Below are 15,937 nucleotides of genomic sequence, written 5' to 3'. Positions count from 1 at the left end.
TAGTTCCTCTTTTACTTTTTACGTGATCGTTCCTGGCGTTCCCATAAACGTAAAGAAGGGTAAGGATCGTAGGACCATTCTGTTCTTCCATTATCTTTGTAAATGCCATAGTGAAGGTGAGGAGGGAATTTCCCTGCAGTTCCTTTTGGACCATAACCAGAGCTTCCAACATAGCCGATAACTTGTCCAGGTTGAAGGACGCTACCTTTCTCAATGCCTTTTTCAAAACCATTTAAATGAGCATAATAATGGTAATTTCCTTGAATATCCCGAATGCCGATACGCCATCCACCGTATCGATTCCATCCTTTTGTTTCAACAGTACCGTAGCTTGTTGATTTAACAGCTACACCGTAGGAGGCAAAAATATCTGTTCCTTCATGGATACGTAGCCCTCCCCAACCTCTACGGTCTCCCCAAGTACTTCGATAGCTATAATCCGCTTGAAGTGGAACAGGAAAAGCATGTCTTTCTAACTTTAGTGTCTCAAATGTCCGATAGACAGCACTATTGCTTATAATTGTTCGAACTGCTTGATCCCGATGATAATAATCCCACAATCCAATTCGTAAATCCTCAATAGTTGTCCCGTAAGATTGCAAGAAATGACCTATCGTATATAGAAGATCCTCATCGTCTGTTAGAACTGCTTTCCCGTCACCGTTTCCATCAAGACCGATTCCTCCAAAGAAAGAGATAGATTCAGCGGAAGAATCTGCTGGATTCGGGTTAACTTCGCCAGCCCATTTCTCAGGTGGAATATGGATTGCAATTGCGCCCTTTTCACGTGGAATATCTTTTTGTGAACGTCTAATACTTCGTTCATATTGATCAATTCCTGCGTAAATGTACCAGGGTACTTGTGTTAGGGCCTCCATTTTATGAAACAGAGTCATTCGTTCAGCTCTTAATTTATCTTCGTCTATTTCTGCAGAAAGGCAGATGTTAGCTGGTAAGAGAAAGAAAAGAATAAGGATAAGAAAACTGTATTTTCTCAAGCGTTTCTTCTCCTTTCGTAAATTGTCGTTACTCTTAGTGTGGTTTCCATCGTCCAAAACATTAGGTCTAAATATTGGAAGGTAAAAAGCCCTAATCGTCATTAGATTCATACTTTTCCTAGAAATGCACATATTGGATATGTTATTCTTTAATACAGAAAAGGAATTGATGGGGTGATAATAGTGAGCAAGAAAGAAGAATATCTACGTAAACCAGAGTGGTTGAAAATAAAATTGAATACAAACGAGAACTACAAAGGTCTTAAAAAGATGATGCGTGAGAAAAAGCTACATACTGTATGTGAAGAGGCCAAATGTCCAAACATTCATGAGTGTTGGGCTGTTCGAAAAACTGCGACCTTTATGATCCTTGGGGACGTTTGTACTCGTGCGTGCCGATTTTGTGCGGTTAAGACTGGGCTTCCAACTGAGCTTGATTGGGCTGAGCCAGAACGTGTAGCAGACTCTGTTGAACAAATGGGCTTGAAACACGTTGTTATTACAGCGGTTGCTAGAGACGATTTAAAAGACGGTGGCGCAGCAGTCTTTGCTGAGACGGTTCGTGCAATTCGTAGAAAAAATCCATTCTGCTCCATTGAAGTACTCCCGTCTGATATGGGTGGACAATATGAAGCCCTTGAAACACTAATGGATGCTAAACCAGACATTATGAACCATAATATTGAAACAGTTGAACGCCTTACTCCAAGAGTTCGTGCACGCGCGAAATATCGTCGTACACTCGAATTTCTTCAAAGAGCTAAAGAAATGAACCCAGAAATTCCTACGAAATCAAGCATCATGCTTGGACTTGGTGAAACGAAGGAAGAAATCATCCAAACCCTCGACGATCTTCGTGCACATGATGTTGATATCGTTACCCTTGGCCAATACCTTCAGCCTTCTAAGAAGCACTTGAAAGTTGAAAAATATTGGACTCCACAAGAATTCCTTGAGTTAAAAGATATTGCATTAGAAAAAGGTTTCAAACACTGTGAATCCGGCCCAATGGTACGCTCTTCCTACCATGCTGACGAACAAGTAAACGCCGCAAAACAAGCGACTAATTAAGAAAAGCGGAAGTGGGCGTTTAGACACGTCAGGCACTGGAGCCCTATAACTTGAACACGTTCTTTGTGTTCGATTTATAGGGTGAAGTGACCAAGTGTCTGCCCACTGCAGCTAGCCAAGAAAAGCGGAAACGAGCGATTAGAAACGCAGATATTGGAACTCTTGAATGGGAACACGCTTTTTGTGTTCCTGTGAAAGAGTGAAATATCGGAGTTTCTGCGAGTTGCAGCTGGACAAGAAAAGCGGAAGTGGGCGTTTAGCCTCGACAAGCGCTGGAGGCTCACAAAAAGAACACGTTCTTTGTGTTCATTTTGTGAGGTGAAGCGATCGAGCGGCTGGGCACTGCAGCTGGATCAAGAAAAGCGGAAACGAGCGATTAGAAACAAACATAACAAAATCGGCCCTTACCAAGGGCCGATTTTTATTTCGACATCATTTCGTTTCCTTCTGTATCATTTAACTCGTCATTCATTTCGCCCTTCATTTCACCATTCTCATTCTCGCCTTCACTAACGATTTTACCTTGTGGTGCTTTTTTCATTTTGGCGATGGTTTGCTCGATGCTTTTATCGAGTTCATCACTAGCAGTTGAACCATTCTCATACCGCTCAACTTCGGCGATCATTCCCTGTTCATCTGAGACGTACACATGGTAATAACGCGGGATAACGGAAAGGGCTGTTTTCTTAACTTGATCTGCAGTAGCATCTCGGTCCTTCGTTGTTGATTTGTAACCAATTAATACTTCTTCATCAGTTACGAGTGTGGCAACATCATTTACGTATGGAAGAACAATCGCCATTGACGTGATCATGTCTGCCAATCGCTCACGATCAAGATAGACGACGTCTCTCGGTTTTTTCTTTGAAGTCATGTTGTTTGTATTTCTTGATTCACGAACGTATCCGAAATTCCCTTTTTTTGCTCTATCCTGTGAGTTCGCCATGTTCATTCCGTACTCTTCAGGATCTGTTTTGACTGGTGTTAAATCTGCATGGTCAAAAGAATCTGTCGCATCTTGCCCCTGGCATGCTGCAAGTCCTAGTGCAAGTGGCAAAATTAATAGCATTTGCTTTTTCACTCACATTCACCTCCATACGGTTATCATGACCGATTGTCGTTTCTTTTTTACTGGTATTACTTGGACAATTCAAATAAAAAAGGTATCATAATACTAATGAGCCCATATGGAAATGAGGGAAGTAGAGTGATAACAGTTAATCAACATACATTTGAGTTGGTCAAAGATGAGCGGGAAGGCTGGAACGAAGAGGCGTTCACCGCACGATACAGCGAAATTCTGGATAAATACGATTATATCGTCGGCGACTGGGGATATGGCCAATTGAGGCTTAAGGGATTCTTTGAGGATCGTAATCAGAAAGCGACGTTTGATACAAAGTTCAGCACTGTGCTGGATTATTTATATGAATACTGTAACTTTGGGTGTCCTTATTTTGTGTTAAAGAAGCACAAAAAGGAAAAGCCTAAGAAGCAACAGCAAGAAGCATAAGCCAACAGGCTTATGCTTTATATGGTTTTTCAGAGTCTTTTTCAGGGTCATCATGTGGAGGGTGTGAGGCAGGATCTTGGCGTGGCAGGTTCTGGTGAAGGTTTTTATTCTCATAATTGAACGCACTATAAGAACGCTGACCCTCTCGCCATGGAGTCGTTTTCCCCAGTTTCTTATTAACTGGGGAGCCGTATGGCCCTTCAGGTGTATCTTCAGGTAACACGTAATTGCGCCCCTTTTCTACATTGGCAAAGTCTGTATAGTTTTCATCATCAAACATGAATAAACACCACCTTTAACAGGTAGTGTATTCATTGCATGGTTGAATTATTAAGCGCTAAGTCTTTCGCGAAGGAAGTTTCGGAGCTCCTCTGCATCTTCTTCATTAAGTGAATAAGCATGTTCGAGGTTACCTGGCTCATTAAGGTCGTCGTGACCAATAATGGCGAATTTACCACCCTGAATGTCAAGAACGAGAGATTTTCCATAGAAACGATCCGATTTCACAATGCATAGATCAAACCGATGATTGCTTCCCATAAAGCATACAAACCTAGCTTCAGTTGCTTCCTGTTCATCATAGATGAGTCTGTCGTCATCCATAGTAGCACCCTCCTTTTTCTAGTTACCGTTATCATACCAAATTCTTACGTTTTCTCATATAAGCTGCGTTTAAAATGTAAGCTTTTTCATTTTAGGATATGCTAAAATGAAGCTATGCTCATATAGGTGCATTGAGTGCCTTAGTTATATTACTGTTAATTTGTTCAATAGGCAGGTGGATATCCATGTATTTTGTTGATCGAAAGAAAATTGAAGAGCATCTAGTTTATTTAGATAATGGTGTTGCGCTTTTCAAAAAAAGTACGTTTCAGACGCCGGTTGAAAAACTAGGCTTGGAGAGACTTCATCATGTGTTTATTGAAAGCATGATTGATGTGGGGAATAATCTTATTGATGGTTTTATTATGAGGGATCCCGGAAGCTATGAAGACATCATTGAAATATTAGCGGATGAAAAAGTCATACCTGCTGAAAATTCTAAAGCTTTGAAGAAAATCGTTTTGATGAGGAAACCTCTGATGCAATCGTATGTTGATATTGATCATGCTGCGATTGAAGAGAATGTAAGACAAAATATCGAAGCAATTGAAAGCTTTTCTACTTACGTTAGAACGTATTTAAATGAAGAGCTAGGAGCAGTATCTGCATTTATCCCTGAAGACTATAAATAGTTGATGAGGGATCGTGACATAAGCTAAACTGTGTGTAGTTAGAAACATGAGAGGTGTTTGAAATGATGAACAGCAACGGTTTATTTAAACAGCATACATTTGTTCTTCATATGACAACACCAATTAATTAACCGCTTTCATATTGGGAAGCGGTTTTCTTATGGTTAGAAAAGTTGGGAGGAAGTCAGTTGAAAAAGTATAAAGGGTATTTAATAGATCTTGACGGTACAATGTATCGTGGCACTGAGAAAATTCATGAGGCGGTGGAATTCGTTAAGCGTCTTCAAGAAGCAGATATTCCGTATTTATTCGTAACAAACAACTCATCGAAACGGAAAGAACAGGTTTCCGAGAAACTCGAACAATTTGGTGTGCCTTGTACTCCAGACCACGTTTTTACAACTAGTATGGCGACAGCAAGTTATATTTCCAATGAGAAGAGTGATGCTTCTGTTTATGTTATAGGTGAAGAGGGGATTCGCGATGCATTAACAGATAAGGGATTAACGTTGAAAGACGAAAACACAGATTATGTAGTAGTTGGTATTGACCGAACCATTACGTATGAAAAATTCGCTAAAGCCTGTTTAGCTGTTCGTAATGGTGCTACGTTTATCTCGACAAATGGTGATATTGCGATTCCAACTGAACGTGGCCTGCTTCCAGGCAATGGTTCGTTAACGTCAGTTGTAACAGTGTCTACAGAAGTAGAGCCGATTTTTATTGGAAAGCCAGAACCGATAATTATGGAACAAGCACTTGCTCAACTTGGAACACCGAAAGAAGAGACATTAATGGTTGGAGATAACTATAGAACGGATATTCTAGCTGGTCTGAATGCAGGACTGGATACATTGCTTGTGCATACAGGTGTTACCACGAAAGAGCATCTGGAATCAGTAGAGAAACAACCGACTTATACAGCGCAAACCTTAGATGAATGGAAAATATAAAAACGCCTCAAGGGGCGTTTTTATTTTTGTTAGCCATTTATTCAAGTTTCTGAGCTCGATGGGCAAGGCGACTGGATGCTGCGGCTGCAATAGCTCCGACAATATCGTCAAGATACGTATGACACATTCCCGTTGATTTGTCGTTAAGTTTCTCAAGAATGCCTGGTTTTTGTTTATCAATAAAACCATAGTTTGTAAAGCCAATTGATCCATAGACATTCACAATGGATAGGGCAATAATTTCATCAACACCATATAATCCTTCATCTTTCATTAGAATATCCTGCAAAGGTTGATCTAACATGTTTTTCTCTGTTAATTCATCCAATTGAATACCCGTTAGAATAGCGTTTTGAACCTCTCTTTTTGACAGTACTCTTTCTATATTTTCCACGCAAGTTTCTATTTGAAGGTTCGGGTGATATTTTTCCTGAAGATAGTAGACTAGGTCTGCAATATCCTTAATCTCAACCCCGCGTTCTTTTAATTTCGTTCTGGCTGCTTGCTCCACAAGATCCATAGGTTTTTCGCCCATTCTTGTCCCACCTAACTTTATAGTAAATTGGTATTGTAGGTTATTGATTTTATTAGTATATGGTGAGAACTCTGGAAATATGACAATGAATATTACGTGATGAGATACACCGAATGGGCGTTTCAAGCATATGTTACGAATATAATGACGTAATGCCGGAGGGTCATCATGCTTGAACGGGAGCTTTTTCATCAGTATGGCATCGTAGTTGAACAGCAGAATCAGAGAAATAATGAGTACGATATCAGAACTGCTGATATGTCTGAATATATTCTGAGGCGCACGATAATGGAACAAGAAGGTGATTTTCCATGGTTTGAGATGGTTGCTCAGTATTATAATCAGCAAAATGAACCAACAATGTTACCGATTCAATCAAGACGAGGCAAGTACATTGAAACAATTAATAATGAAGCCTATACACTTTACCAAAAGCCAATCAATCGAGGGTATAGCAGATTAAGTGATGGGCAACGCCTGGCACTTCTGCACCGTAAAGGAGGAAATCTACTAGCAGCCTACACTGATTTACCAGAGATTCAACCGTGGCAAATCAGGTGGCAGTATCGAATGGATCAATTAGAGGCTTTTCGAGAGGAATTAAAAAATCAGCAACAGAGCTTGAGAGAATTCGATGAGTGGTTCATCGAAACGTTCCCTTATTACTCTGGTGTATCAGAAAACGCCATCCAATATATCGTAGATTCAGGAATGGACACCGGTTCAAATCCATTTCAAGTGAGAACACTAGCGTTTAATCGATATACATCTTCCTCTCAAAGAACATCTGAAGCGCTATTCCCAAGCGACTTTATTCTCGATCATCCTGCAAGAGATCTTGCTGAGTGGATTAGGAGTGAATTAGCTCATAGCAATGGGGATTTTGAAACCATTCGAGCATTTCTCTGGGATTATCATGAGAGACGCACTTTAAATCAGATGGATTGGAATTTGCTTTTCGCAAGATTATTGTTTCCACTACCTTATGTTGAAGCAGTAGAGCATTATTATAGTGAAGGCAACTTAAAGGAAAAGGAAAGAAGTCTTGCTCACATTAAGGATTTTGTGAGAAGAGAGGGAGAACGTGAAGATTTATATCGTAAGTTATTTAAGGAATTGATTGGTGATCGTGGAAGCCAAATGAGAAAAATCGAGTGGTTATCTTAATGAAAGGCTTTTTTCGTACTCATTGTTGCTATTAGATTAGTGGTTAATTTCCGCTCCAGATGCTCGCTTTCCGCGGGGCGGGCGGTGAGCCTCCTCGTCGCTAACGCTCCTGCGGGGTCTCACCTGTCCCGCTAGTCCCGCAGGAGTCGAGCATCTTCCGCTCCAATCAGCTAAGTTTGGTGTTAAACAAATTGTTTCAAAAGCAACAATATTAAACAAAAGAGCCTAATGGAAAAATAAATTAAAAAATCCCCTCCAGCAATTGGAGGGGATGAATTTGTTTAATTTAGAATACCTGCTCAAGTTCGACTACGCCTGGAACTTCTTCAAGAAGTGCGCGCTCGATACCTGCTTTAAGGGTAATAGTGGAACTAGGGCAGCTGCCGCACGCTCCCATTAAACGTACTTTAACAACACCTTCTTCGATGTCTACAAGCTCTACGTCTCCGCCGTCACGCAGTAGGAATGGACGCAGTTTATTCAATACATCCTGTACTTGTTCTTGCATCATTCATCGACTCCCTTCATACTTCCATTATACTGATAATTAACTGAAAAATCTATGTGCTAACGTGGAATGATTATAATTATCACTATAACTTTATCACGCAATGGTACCACATTCAAGATTGGGAAAGGAAAAAGGCGAATGGTTCTTTTCGTCCTCACATGAATAAGGTACAATAAAGAAAAGTGATGATACAGAAAGGGCGTTTTGCATCATGGAAGAAGTACTCGTCTATGGAGCAGGAGAACGTTGTGCAAGCTGTGTTAATTTGCCCTCTTCAGAGGAAACAGCTGAATGGTTGAGAGCTGCACTTGAACGCAAATATCCTGATCGACAAATAGCTGTAAGGTATGTAGATATCCATAGTAAGCTTTCAGGCACGGAAGCTGCATTCGCTGCAAAAGTAATTAATGAAGATCTTTTCTATCCCGTCGTCGTTATACGAAATGAAATCGTTTCTGAAGGAAACCCGAAATTAAAAGATTTGTACGCTGTATTAGAAGATCATTCTGCATCAGCTTGAATAGTAAAAAGCCAGTAAGCGAAATTTCGCTTACTGGCTTTTGTTTGATGGGGCTTCGTTTCTCGATATTTGTGTTTCTAAACGCCCACTTCCGCTTTTCTTGATCCAGCTACGACTCGCAGAAACTCCGATATTTCACTCTTTCACCGGAACACAAAGACCGTGTTCCAGTTCAAGAGTTCCAATATCTGCGTTTCTAAACGCTCGTCTCCGCTTTTCTATCCATTATGATTCTTATAAATCCATAGTATCCCGGATTTCAAAAGCCTTGGTACTCTTCCGGTTAGAGGGCGGTTGGCCATGACTCCGAAGCCGTGTTTGCTTCCGAGTGAGCCAAGTGTACCTTTGATTTTGATGGGTGGTAGAGCGGGTGGGGCTTCTTGTTTCCATTGTTTTTGTAACACAAGTGCGATTTGTTCAGCTTGTTCTTCTGCGAGTTGTGCACTTGGTGCATGTGGCAGGCTCGCGCAATCTCCCACAACAAATACGTTATTGTAATCTGGCATGGCATGATAGTCATTAAGAATGATGCGTTGCTGTGCGTCTTTCTCTACTTCTAGTTCTCTTACAACTTTGTTTGGCTGGATGCCAGCTGTCCATACAATAGAGTCGCAATGAACGGGTTCGCCATGGTTATAGAGGGTTTGTGGTTCAACTTTCGTGATATTAGACTCACTTACCACTTCTACATTGCGCTCTTCAAACCAGGATTGAACATATTTACCGAGTCGTTCTGGAAAGGCAGATAGAATTGTGTGGCCTCGATCAAACAATTTAATTTGGAGATCTGGTCGACTTTCGTGAAGTTCACTGGCAAGCTCTACTCCACTTAATCCTGCACCAACAATTCCTACAACAGAACGTGGACCAAGATTGTTTAATACTTCATACGTTCTTCTGGACGAATCGATTGTTTGAATGCTGAGGGTATGAACATCTGCACCAGGTACGTTGTGGTATTTGTCTTCACAGCCTAATCCAATTACGAGCATATCGTATGGTAAGTCGTCATCGTCTTTAAAGTTAACTACATTTTGTTCTAAGTTAATGCCTGAAATTTCTCCGTACTTCATTTCAAGCTTCTCGTTAACGGGGAATTGGACACGTATATGATGATCACTTGCTGTCCCTGCAGCAAGGGCGTAATATTCAGTTTTCATACTATGATAGGGATTTCGGTCAACAAGCGTAATGGTGAGGTCTTCTGGAAGTTCCGCTGCAAATAATTTCTGTAGGATGCGCATACCACCGTACCCGCCGCCTAAAAGCACTAGCCTTTTCATGATAAGAGGTCCCCTTTGGTAAAATTCGATAACGCTGTGTCCCTGTTAATCAAAATGGTACGAAGATTCTAGAATTTAATATGAAAAAAGAAAGCAACACGCGCTATAATAAACTATACATTCTTTCAGCTCTGACAGTTAAAAGTATAGCGAAACTGCCACATATGTACAATATAATTTCTGAAATGCGTAGCGAAGGAGTTGCTTTAGTTTGACTACGATTGAATATTGTGCCGGCAATTTGAGAGAGAATAAAGTTGTTTTGAGAGAATTGGAGAAAATACCGAATACAGAATTAGTCGATTATCGGTGCCTTGGTTATTGTGGGAATTGCTATTCCGAATCCTTTGCGATTGTAGGCGGCGTGCTCGTTCATGCGGATACCTCTGAAGCGTTAATAGAGAAAATAATCAGAAAATTAAACGAACGTGATTAAGTGCTTTCAATCATTTTATTCTGTGTTATAATGACAAAGGTTCATTGAAGTCTGGTAGAGAGAGAGCAGGCTTTTTATTTTCCGCATGCGTGCGAAAAATGTCGAATATTCAGACGACAAACACTGTTTGTAAGCGCTACATTTAGCTGATGGCTATAATATTTCTATTTTATAACTGGTAATGGGGTAGGCTATGCTTATAAACGGATTCAATAATTCACGAGGGGTGTAAAATATGCAAATTCTATGGGGATTAGGTGGTATGGCAGTCCTATTTGCCATCGCACTTATCTTTTCTACAAACCGCAAAGCGATTAACCTTCGTACGGTCCTTGGTGCACTAGCAATCCAAGTCGCATTTGCGTTTGTTGTACTTAAATGGGAAGCCGGTAAAGCTGGACTGAAATGGCTCTCACTTAGAGTACAAGATATTATAAATTACGCGAATGACGGTATAGCATTCTTATTTGGCGGATTAATTGGGAATGAAAGTATTGGGTTTATATTTGCCTTTCAAGTATTAACGATTATTATTTTCTTCTCATCTTTAATTTCCGTACTCTACTACCTGGGTATAATGCAGTGGGTAATCAAAATTCTTGGTGGAGCGATTTCAAAAGCGCTTGGAACAAGTAAAGCTGAATCACTCTCTGCAACAGCGAACATCTTTGTAGGTCAAACGGAAGCACCGCTGGTGATCAAACCTTATATTGATAAAATGACGAAATCTGAGTTGTTCGCAGTTATGACAGGTGGACTTGCTTCAGTAGCTGGTTCAGTCCTAATTGGGTACTCTCTTCTAGGTGTTCCACTTGAGTACTTGCTTGCTGCAAGTTTCATGGCAGCTCCAGCTGGTCTATTGATGGCGAAGCTGATCATGCCTGAAACGGAAGAATCTGAAACAGCCAATGAAATTAAAATGGAACGAAATGAAGAGCACGTCAACGTCATTGATGCTGCTGCACACGGTGCATCTGACGGTCTTAAGCTTGCATTAAACGTAGGAGCAATGCTTCTATCATTTATCGCACTTATCGCACTCTTCAACGGTTTGCTTGGTGGAATTGGCGGACTCTTCGGATACGGAGACATTACGATTGAACAAATTCTCGGATATGTTTTCTCTCCGTTAGCATTTGTCATTGGTGTACCTTGGCAGGATGCAGTTCAGGCTGGTAACTATATCGGTCAGAAACTTATTCTTAACGAATTCGTTGCTTTCTCTGCATTCGGTCCTGAAATTGGTGCAGGAACCCTAACTGACAAATCTGTAGCTATTATCAGTTTTGCTCTTTGTGGATTTGCGAACTTCTCATCTCTTGCAATCCTTCTTGGAGGACTTGGTGGTCTTGCGCCGAGCCGTCGTCCTGAAATTGCAAAGTTTGGAATGCGTGCGATCCTTGCAGGTACGCTTGCTAACCTGTTAAACGCAGCGATTGCTGGTATGCTTATTTTCTAAGTTTGGAGCCTCTTTTATAGAGGCTTTTTTTTATTGGCTCTCTTCGGATACTTTGTTGCAATATGAGGAGGGGGGTGATTTGCGCTTCATTCATCGAAGTGGGGTTTCTAAAAGTTACTTTCTCTCATTTTTATCCAGGACGTCACAAGGAAGATTTCGCGCCTACTGCGGCAAGGTCCGTAGGGGGATGGCGAGACTCCTGCGGGATGAGCATGACAGGTGAGACCCCGGAAGGCGGAGCCTGAGGAGGCTCAACGCATGCCCCGCGGAAAGCGAGTCATCCCCCGGAGGACCTTATCTCCACACAAGAGTAATACTAAACGAATTTATATAGGCAAACGAATATTGTTTTTTCGTTTGATTACGGTATACTTGTCTAAATAAAAGACAGGAGGGGATCACTGTTGAGTAGCTTTGAACATACACTGCCATACGATCGTATGATGGGTGATGTCTATATTCCGCAATGTCCGTTTTGTCATAGTGAGAACGTCCTGACACCTATGACGGACAGAGATTACAAGCAGGGCTGTGAAGAAATTAAAACGAGGCTCGTGATGCCTTGCTGTAACGGGAAGCTTATGATTGAAAAAATCGATAATGATTATTTCTGGACAACTGAAGCTGTTCGGAAAGGCCATTAAACTATAGAAAGAGTGAAAGCATTGCGTGAAATAACCTATACAAAAATGCATGGATTAGGAAACAATTATATTTATATAAACCAATTTGATGAAAACTTACCAGAAGAGAAACTTTCGCAGTACGCCATCGAAGTTTCGAATATTTATACTGGAATTGGCTCAGACGGAATGATTCTAATTTGTCCGTCTGAGCTTGCTGATGTCAAAATGAGGATTTTCAACAAAGATGGATCAGAAGGTAAAAACTGTGGAAATGGCTTACGCTGTGTGGCGAAATATGCATATGAGAATGGGATAGTATCCTCTAAGAAATTTGCGATTGAAACACTTGGTGGACTCGTCCAGGCTGAAGTTCATCTCATGAAGGATCGTGTTGAGACCGTTACAATCGATATGGGGAAACCTCAGTGGACAAGAGGCAGTCTACCTATGAATGGTGAATCAACAGATATAGTGGTTAACGAATCAGTGCAATTTGAAGATCAAGTGCTTAGTATGACTGGTGTTTCGATGGGAAACCCACATATGGTTATGTTTGTTGACGATATTGAAGCAGCACCTCTTACTACTGCCGGTCCATATTTTACAGATCATGAGATGTTTCCAGAAAGCATTAATGTAGAATTCGTAGAAGTGGTTTCTAACAAAGAGTTTCATTTCCGCGTTTGGGAACGGGGCTCGGGAATCACACAGGCGTGCGGAACTGGTGCTTGTGCTGCTGTCGTTGCTGGCGTGTTGAATAAGAAAACGACGAAAGGAACCGAAGTAACGGTTCATCTTGCTGGAGGTGACCTTCTCATTACATGGGACAATGATGATCATGTTTGGATGACTGGGCCTGCTGTAAAGATAACAACTGGAGTCTTTTATTCAAAAGTTTAGACAAGAAGAAAGTTTGTAAATAAAAGGATAATCATGTAGAATAATAGGAGGAAGTGATTGGAGAGGGGACTCAAGTCTTGTACTGTGAAGCAATGCAAAGATACAACGATGAAATTGAAATTCTACGAGCAAAAATGACACAATCGGCTATGGTCCTCGGTTTAAATCATCCCGACGTACTAGAGTATAGTCAAAAACTCGATGAGACGCATAATCTAATATTGCAGTTGAAATATAAATATCAGTCTAAAGATTTGAGCGCACCGGTAAGATAAGGTGCATCTGTTGAGCTCAAATGCAAGGCGCGGTATACTAATAGTAGCAATACGGTGATTGGAGGGATTTATATGATCCATTTATCTGAAGCTGCAGCAGCACAGGTAAAAGAAATGATGAAGCAAGAAGAAGGCGATAGCCTTTATCTTCGTGTAGGTGTTAAGGGTGGCGGCTGTACTGGCTTAAGCTATGGCATGGGCTTTGACACAGAAATGAATGACGACGATGAAGCACTTGATGCTCAGCACGGCGTTACAATTATTATGGATAAAGAGAGTGCACCAGTGTTGAACGGTGTGAATATTGATTATAAACAAAACATGATGGGCGGCGGATTCACCATCGACAATCCGAATGCAATCGCATCATGCGGCTGTGGTTCTTCGTTTAAGACAGCTACGAATGCTGGTACGCCGGAGAATTGTTAAATACGCTTTGAATGATTGAAACCTTCTCGAAAGTAATGGTACGCACATTACAACTAGAGAAGGTTTTTTTGCGTTAATTCGTACATGCATAGTCGATGGTAATGATTCTATGGAAAGAGGGTAAGAAGTGAGAAGACATTAGTTATTACATATTGGAGTGAATGAAATGAGTCAACCTTCTTCTAACTTGTCCCCATCCCAAATGAAAATGGCAAAATACCTACTTAAACGAGCTATCGATTATCAACAAGAATGCAGTAAATGTACGATTTCTGATGAATTAATTGAAAGAGCTACACCTGTACTTTGGCGTGGTGAAAATGTACCGGGGAATATCGTAACGGTTGGAACAAATCCTTCTTCTAAAGAGTTTTTAAATCAAGATAACGAGTTATTAGCGGTCGCAAAAGCCAGATTTTTTATTAGGGAACCTCATGTAAGCCTCGAGGAATATAAAGAGGATGATCAACAGCTAGAGAAAACAATTGACTACTATCGTACCTATTTCGCTAGGAACACTGCGTATAGAAGTTGGTTCGGAAGAGAAGGTGGCGGTAAACTCGAAGCGTTTATTAATGGAATGGGAGGATCCTTTTACAATTCCAATGAATACACGCCAGTTATCCATATGGATTTATTTCCGATTCCAACTCGTAAGCAGATGGGACGAATAAAGTTAAAAGAAGAACTGCTTAACTCAGACTTTGTAAGTAATTCATTAGTCGATCTTTTAGCTTTTTTAAAGCCTTCACTAATCATAGTGCTAGGAAAAGAACATTGTGAAAGAATCGTGCACTCACAGAATGAAACGTATCTTGGAGACGTGAAATTTCCTCGTGATTTTCCAGATGCAGCTTATCAGGTTGGTTATTACTCTACTAACAAAATTCCATTACTAGGTCTGCACTTCAAACCATCCGAACAGTTTATTGGTCTCGGTAGCAAACGCGATGGCAACGGTTTGAGTCATGGAACATATGGATCGAGTGCTTCTTTAAAGCTCATTGGTGAGCAGATTCGAAAGGATATTGTGAATAGCAACATTGAAAGCTAATTTTTTTGTGATAAAAAAGGTTTTCAAGTCGTTTTATCGAAACATTTGGGAGAAGGTAACGCTTTTACCTTCGCAACGATAAGTATTTCCTAACCTCATTGTTACTGAAAAAAAGGAGAGAGACTAATGAATGAAATTGGTGTTGGTTTACAGTTGTACACATTGAGAAATGAATGTGAGAAAGATTTCTTTGCTACGTTAGAGCAAGCAGCGGGCATTGGTTATGAAGGGGTAGAGCTAGCAGGATTGTACAATCATGAGCCGGCAGAAGTGAAGGAGAAATTGGATGAACTTGGTTTAGCCGTTATTGGGCATCATATTCCAATTGAGCGGATTGAAAACGAACTTGAGGAAGTAATTAAAGAACAAGTAGCGCTTGGTAATTCTCGTATCGTTTGTCCATGGTTACCACCTGAAAGAAGAACAGTTGAAGATTTCAAAAAAGTGGCAAATGTAATGAAAAAAGCCGCTGCGGTTTGTGCTGAGCAAAACATCGAGCTTTGCTATCACCATCATGATTTTGAACTAGGCCGAAATCTAGAAGGAAGCGAATTGTATACCATTCTTGAAGCTGATCATTCAATTCAAGCTGAGTTTGATATTTATTGGCTTAATATGGTTGGCCATGATCCAGTTGAGTGGTTGCAGAGATTTTCTGGAAGAACGCCAATTGTTCATTTGAAAGATCGCTCCGATGATGAGAGGGAAGAAACAGTTATTCTTGGAACAGGAAACATTCCAATTGAAGAAGTTCTTGAGCAAGGAAAAAGCAGTGGCGTTAAATGGTGGGTCGTTGAGCAGGATCATTGTGATTATGATCCAATCGAGAGTGTTACCCAAAGCTACCAGTATTTAAGAAAGATTCAGCTTCAGAAATAAAGTGTGAAAAGATTCTAATAATGATGTTGAACATTCTGTGAACATGATATAAGATAAATGTAATCGATTTCATGAAATCGATTACAAAGAGGG

Annotated in this window: 21 protein-coding genes; 14 read left to right on the top strand and 7 right to left on the bottom strand. The window is 40.7% G+C overall.

Annotated features, from left to right (window positions below; genetic code table 11):
- Nucleotides 1-11: 11 nt before the first annotated feature.
- Entirely contained in the window at nt 12-998 is a 987-nt protein-coding gene (locus FBF83_RS15005) for a M23 family metallopeptidase (protein ID WP_420875137.1), read from the bottom strand.
- 183 nt (nt 999-1,181) lie between these two features.
- Here FBF83_RS15005 and lipA point away from each other — a divergent pair, with 183 nt between their 5' ends.
- Nucleotides 1,182-2,069 (top strand): lipoyl synthase, encoded by an 888-nt coding sequence (gene lipA, locus FBF83_RS15000; protein ID WP_136947973.1) that lies wholly within the window; start codon nt 1,182-1,184, stop codon nt 2,067-2,069.
- Nucleotides 2,070-2,490: 421 nt separating this feature from the next.
- On the opposite strand, the gene FBF83_RS14995 is transcribed toward lipA, so the two are convergent.
- Complete coding sequence (locus FBF83_RS14995; RefSeq protein ID WP_136947972.1) at nt 2,491-3,150, bottom strand: YhcN/YlaJ family sporulation lipoprotein; 660 nt, start codon at nt 3,148-3,150, stop codon at nt 2,491-2,493.
- A 126-nt stretch (nt 3,151-3,276) separates the two neighbouring features.
- On the opposite strand from FBF83_RS14995, the gene FBF83_RS14990 reads away from it, so the two are divergent.
- The gene (locus FBF83_RS14990) at nt 3,277-3,582 is read left to right on the top strand and encodes a YutD family protein (protein ID WP_136947971.1); all 306 of its coding nucleotides are present in this window, start codon (nt 3,277-3,279) and stop codon (nt 3,580-3,582) included.
- A gap of 10 nt (nt 3,583-3,592) precedes the next feature.
- Here the strand turns inward: FBF83_RS14990 and FBF83_RS14985 are convergent, their stop codons facing one another.
- Together FBF83_RS14985 and FBF83_RS14980 are read right to left on the bottom strand one after the other, a co-directional pair.
- Nucleotides 3,593-3,862, bottom strand: a complete 270-nt coding sequence (locus FBF83_RS14985; protein WP_136947970.1) for a hypothetical protein — start codon at nt 3,860-3,862, stop codon at nt 3,593-3,595.
- Nucleotides 3,863-3,912: 50 nt separating this feature from the next.
- Complete coding sequence (locus FBF83_RS14980) at nt 3,913-4,185, bottom strand: DUF3055 domain-containing protein (protein WP_136947969.1); 273 nt, start codon at nt 4,183-4,185, stop codon at nt 3,913-3,915.
- Nucleotides 4,186-4,370: 185 nt separating this feature from the next.
- On the opposite strand from FBF83_RS14980, the gene FBF83_RS14975 reads away from it, so the two are divergent.
- Both FBF83_RS14975 and FBF83_RS14970 read left to right on the top strand, forming a co-directional pair.
- Entirely contained in the window at nt 4,371-4,817 is a 447-nt protein-coding gene (locus FBF83_RS14975) for a DUF86 domain-containing protein (RefSeq protein WP_136947968.1), read from the top strand.
- A gap of 188 nt (nt 4,818-5,005) precedes the next feature.
- Nucleotides 5,006-5,770, top strand: coding sequence for a TIGR01457 family HAD-type hydrolase (locus tag FBF83_RS14970; RefSeq protein ID WP_136947967.1), 765 nt, complete (start codon nt 5,006-5,008; stop codon nt 5,768-5,770).
- A gap of 37 nt (nt 5,771-5,807) precedes the next feature.
- Here FBF83_RS14970 and FBF83_RS14965 read toward each other — a convergent pair whose 3' ends face one another.
- Entirely contained in the window at nt 5,808-6,305 is a 498-nt protein-coding gene (locus FBF83_RS14965) for a phosphatidylglycerophosphatase A (RefSeq protein ID WP_240688113.1), read from the bottom strand.
- A gap of 168 nt (nt 6,306-6,473) precedes the next feature.
- Between FBF83_RS14965 and FBF83_RS14960 the strand changes: the two genes are divergently transcribed.
- Entirely contained in the window at nt 6,474-7,472 is a 999-nt protein-coding gene (locus FBF83_RS14960; RefSeq protein WP_136947966.1) for a hypothetical protein, read from the top strand.
- 286 nt (nt 7,473-7,758) lie between these two features.
- Here FBF83_RS14960 and FBF83_RS14955 read toward each other — a convergent pair whose 3' ends face one another.
- Complete coding sequence (locus tag FBF83_RS14955) at nt 7,759-7,983, bottom strand: NifU family protein (protein ID WP_048311987.1); 225 nt, start codon at nt 7,981-7,983, stop codon at nt 7,759-7,761.
- Nucleotides 7,984-8,194: 211 nt separating this feature from the next.
- On the opposite strand from FBF83_RS14955, the gene FBF83_RS14950 reads away from it, so the two are divergent.
- The gene (locus FBF83_RS14950; RefSeq protein ID WP_136947965.1) at nt 8,195-8,503 is read left to right on the top strand and encodes a DUF1462 family protein; all 309 of its coding nucleotides are present in this window, start codon (nt 8,195-8,197) and stop codon (nt 8,501-8,503) included.
- Between the two features lie 218 nt (nt 8,504-8,721).
- On the opposite strand, the gene FBF83_RS14945 is transcribed toward FBF83_RS14950, so the two are convergent.
- A complete protein-coding gene (locus tag FBF83_RS14945) occupies nt 8,722-9,786 on the bottom strand; it encodes an NAD(P)/FAD-dependent oxidoreductase (protein ID WP_136947964.1) in 1,065 nt (354 codons plus the stop codon).
- A 211-nt stretch (nt 9,787-9,997) separates the two neighbouring features.
- On the opposite strand from FBF83_RS14945, the gene FBF83_RS14940 reads away from it, so the two are divergent.
- The 8 genes from FBF83_RS14940 to FBF83_RS14905 all read left to right on the top strand — a co-directional run bounded on the left by FBF83_RS14940 (nt 9,998) and on the right by FBF83_RS14905 (nt 15,844).
- Nucleotides 9,998-10,222, top strand: coding sequence for a DUF1450 domain-containing protein (locus tag FBF83_RS14940; RefSeq protein WP_136947963.1), 225 nt, complete (start codon nt 9,998-10,000; stop codon nt 10,220-10,222).
- A 235-nt stretch (nt 10,223-10,457) separates the two neighbouring features.
- Entirely contained in the window at nt 10,458-11,681 is a 1,224-nt protein-coding gene (locus tag FBF83_RS14935) for a NupC/NupG family nucleoside CNT transporter (protein WP_136947962.1), read from the top strand.
- Nucleotides 11,682-12,085: 404 nt separating this feature from the next.
- Complete coding sequence (locus tag FBF83_RS14930; RefSeq protein ID WP_240688112.1) at nt 12,086-12,325, top strand: hypothetical protein; 240 nt, start codon at nt 12,086-12,088, stop codon at nt 12,323-12,325.
- A 21-nt stretch (nt 12,326-12,346) separates the two neighbouring features.
- Nucleotides 12,347-13,207 carry a diaminopimelate epimerase gene (dapF, locus tag FBF83_RS14925; RefSeq protein WP_136947961.1) on the top strand — a complete coding sequence of 287 codons (861 nt, stop codon included), beginning with the start codon at nt 12,347-12,349 and terminating at the stop codon, nt 13,205-13,207.
- 77 nt (nt 13,208-13,284) lie between these two features.
- On the top strand, nt 13,285-13,482 hold the full coding sequence (locus tag FBF83_RS14920) for an aspartyl-phosphate phosphatase Spo0E family protein (RefSeq protein ID WP_240688111.1): 198 nt from the start codon (nt 13,285-13,287) through the stop codon (nt 13,480-13,482).
- Nucleotides 13,483-13,554: 72 nt separating this feature from the next.
- Nucleotides 13,555-13,911 (top strand): HesB/IscA family protein, encoded by a 357-nt coding sequence (locus FBF83_RS14915; RefSeq protein ID WP_136947960.1) that lies wholly within the window; start codon nt 13,555-13,557, stop codon nt 13,909-13,911.
- Between the two features lie 166 nt (nt 13,912-14,077).
- A complete protein-coding gene (locus FBF83_RS14910; RefSeq protein WP_136947959.1) occupies nt 14,078-14,965 on the top strand; it encodes a hypothetical protein in 888 nt (295 codons plus the stop codon).
- A gap of 126 nt (nt 14,966-15,091) precedes the next feature.
- Nucleotides 15,092-15,844: a sugar phosphate isomerase/epimerase family protein gene (locus FBF83_RS14905; protein ID WP_136947958.1), complete on the top strand. Its 753-nt coding sequence runs from the start codon at nt 15,092-15,094 to the stop codon at nt 15,842-15,844.
- Nucleotides 15,845-15,937: the final 93 nt, after the last annotated feature.

Origin of the sequence: Guptibacillus hwajinpoensis (genome assembly GCF_005144865.1) — a bacterium.
Taxonomy (GTDB): Bacteria; Bacillota; Bacilli; order Bacillales; family Guptibacillaceae; genus Guptibacillus; species Guptibacillus hwajinpoensis_A.
The sequence above is the reverse complement of the archived record's forward strand: the minus strand, read 5'-3'. Positions and strand labels throughout refer to the sequence as shown.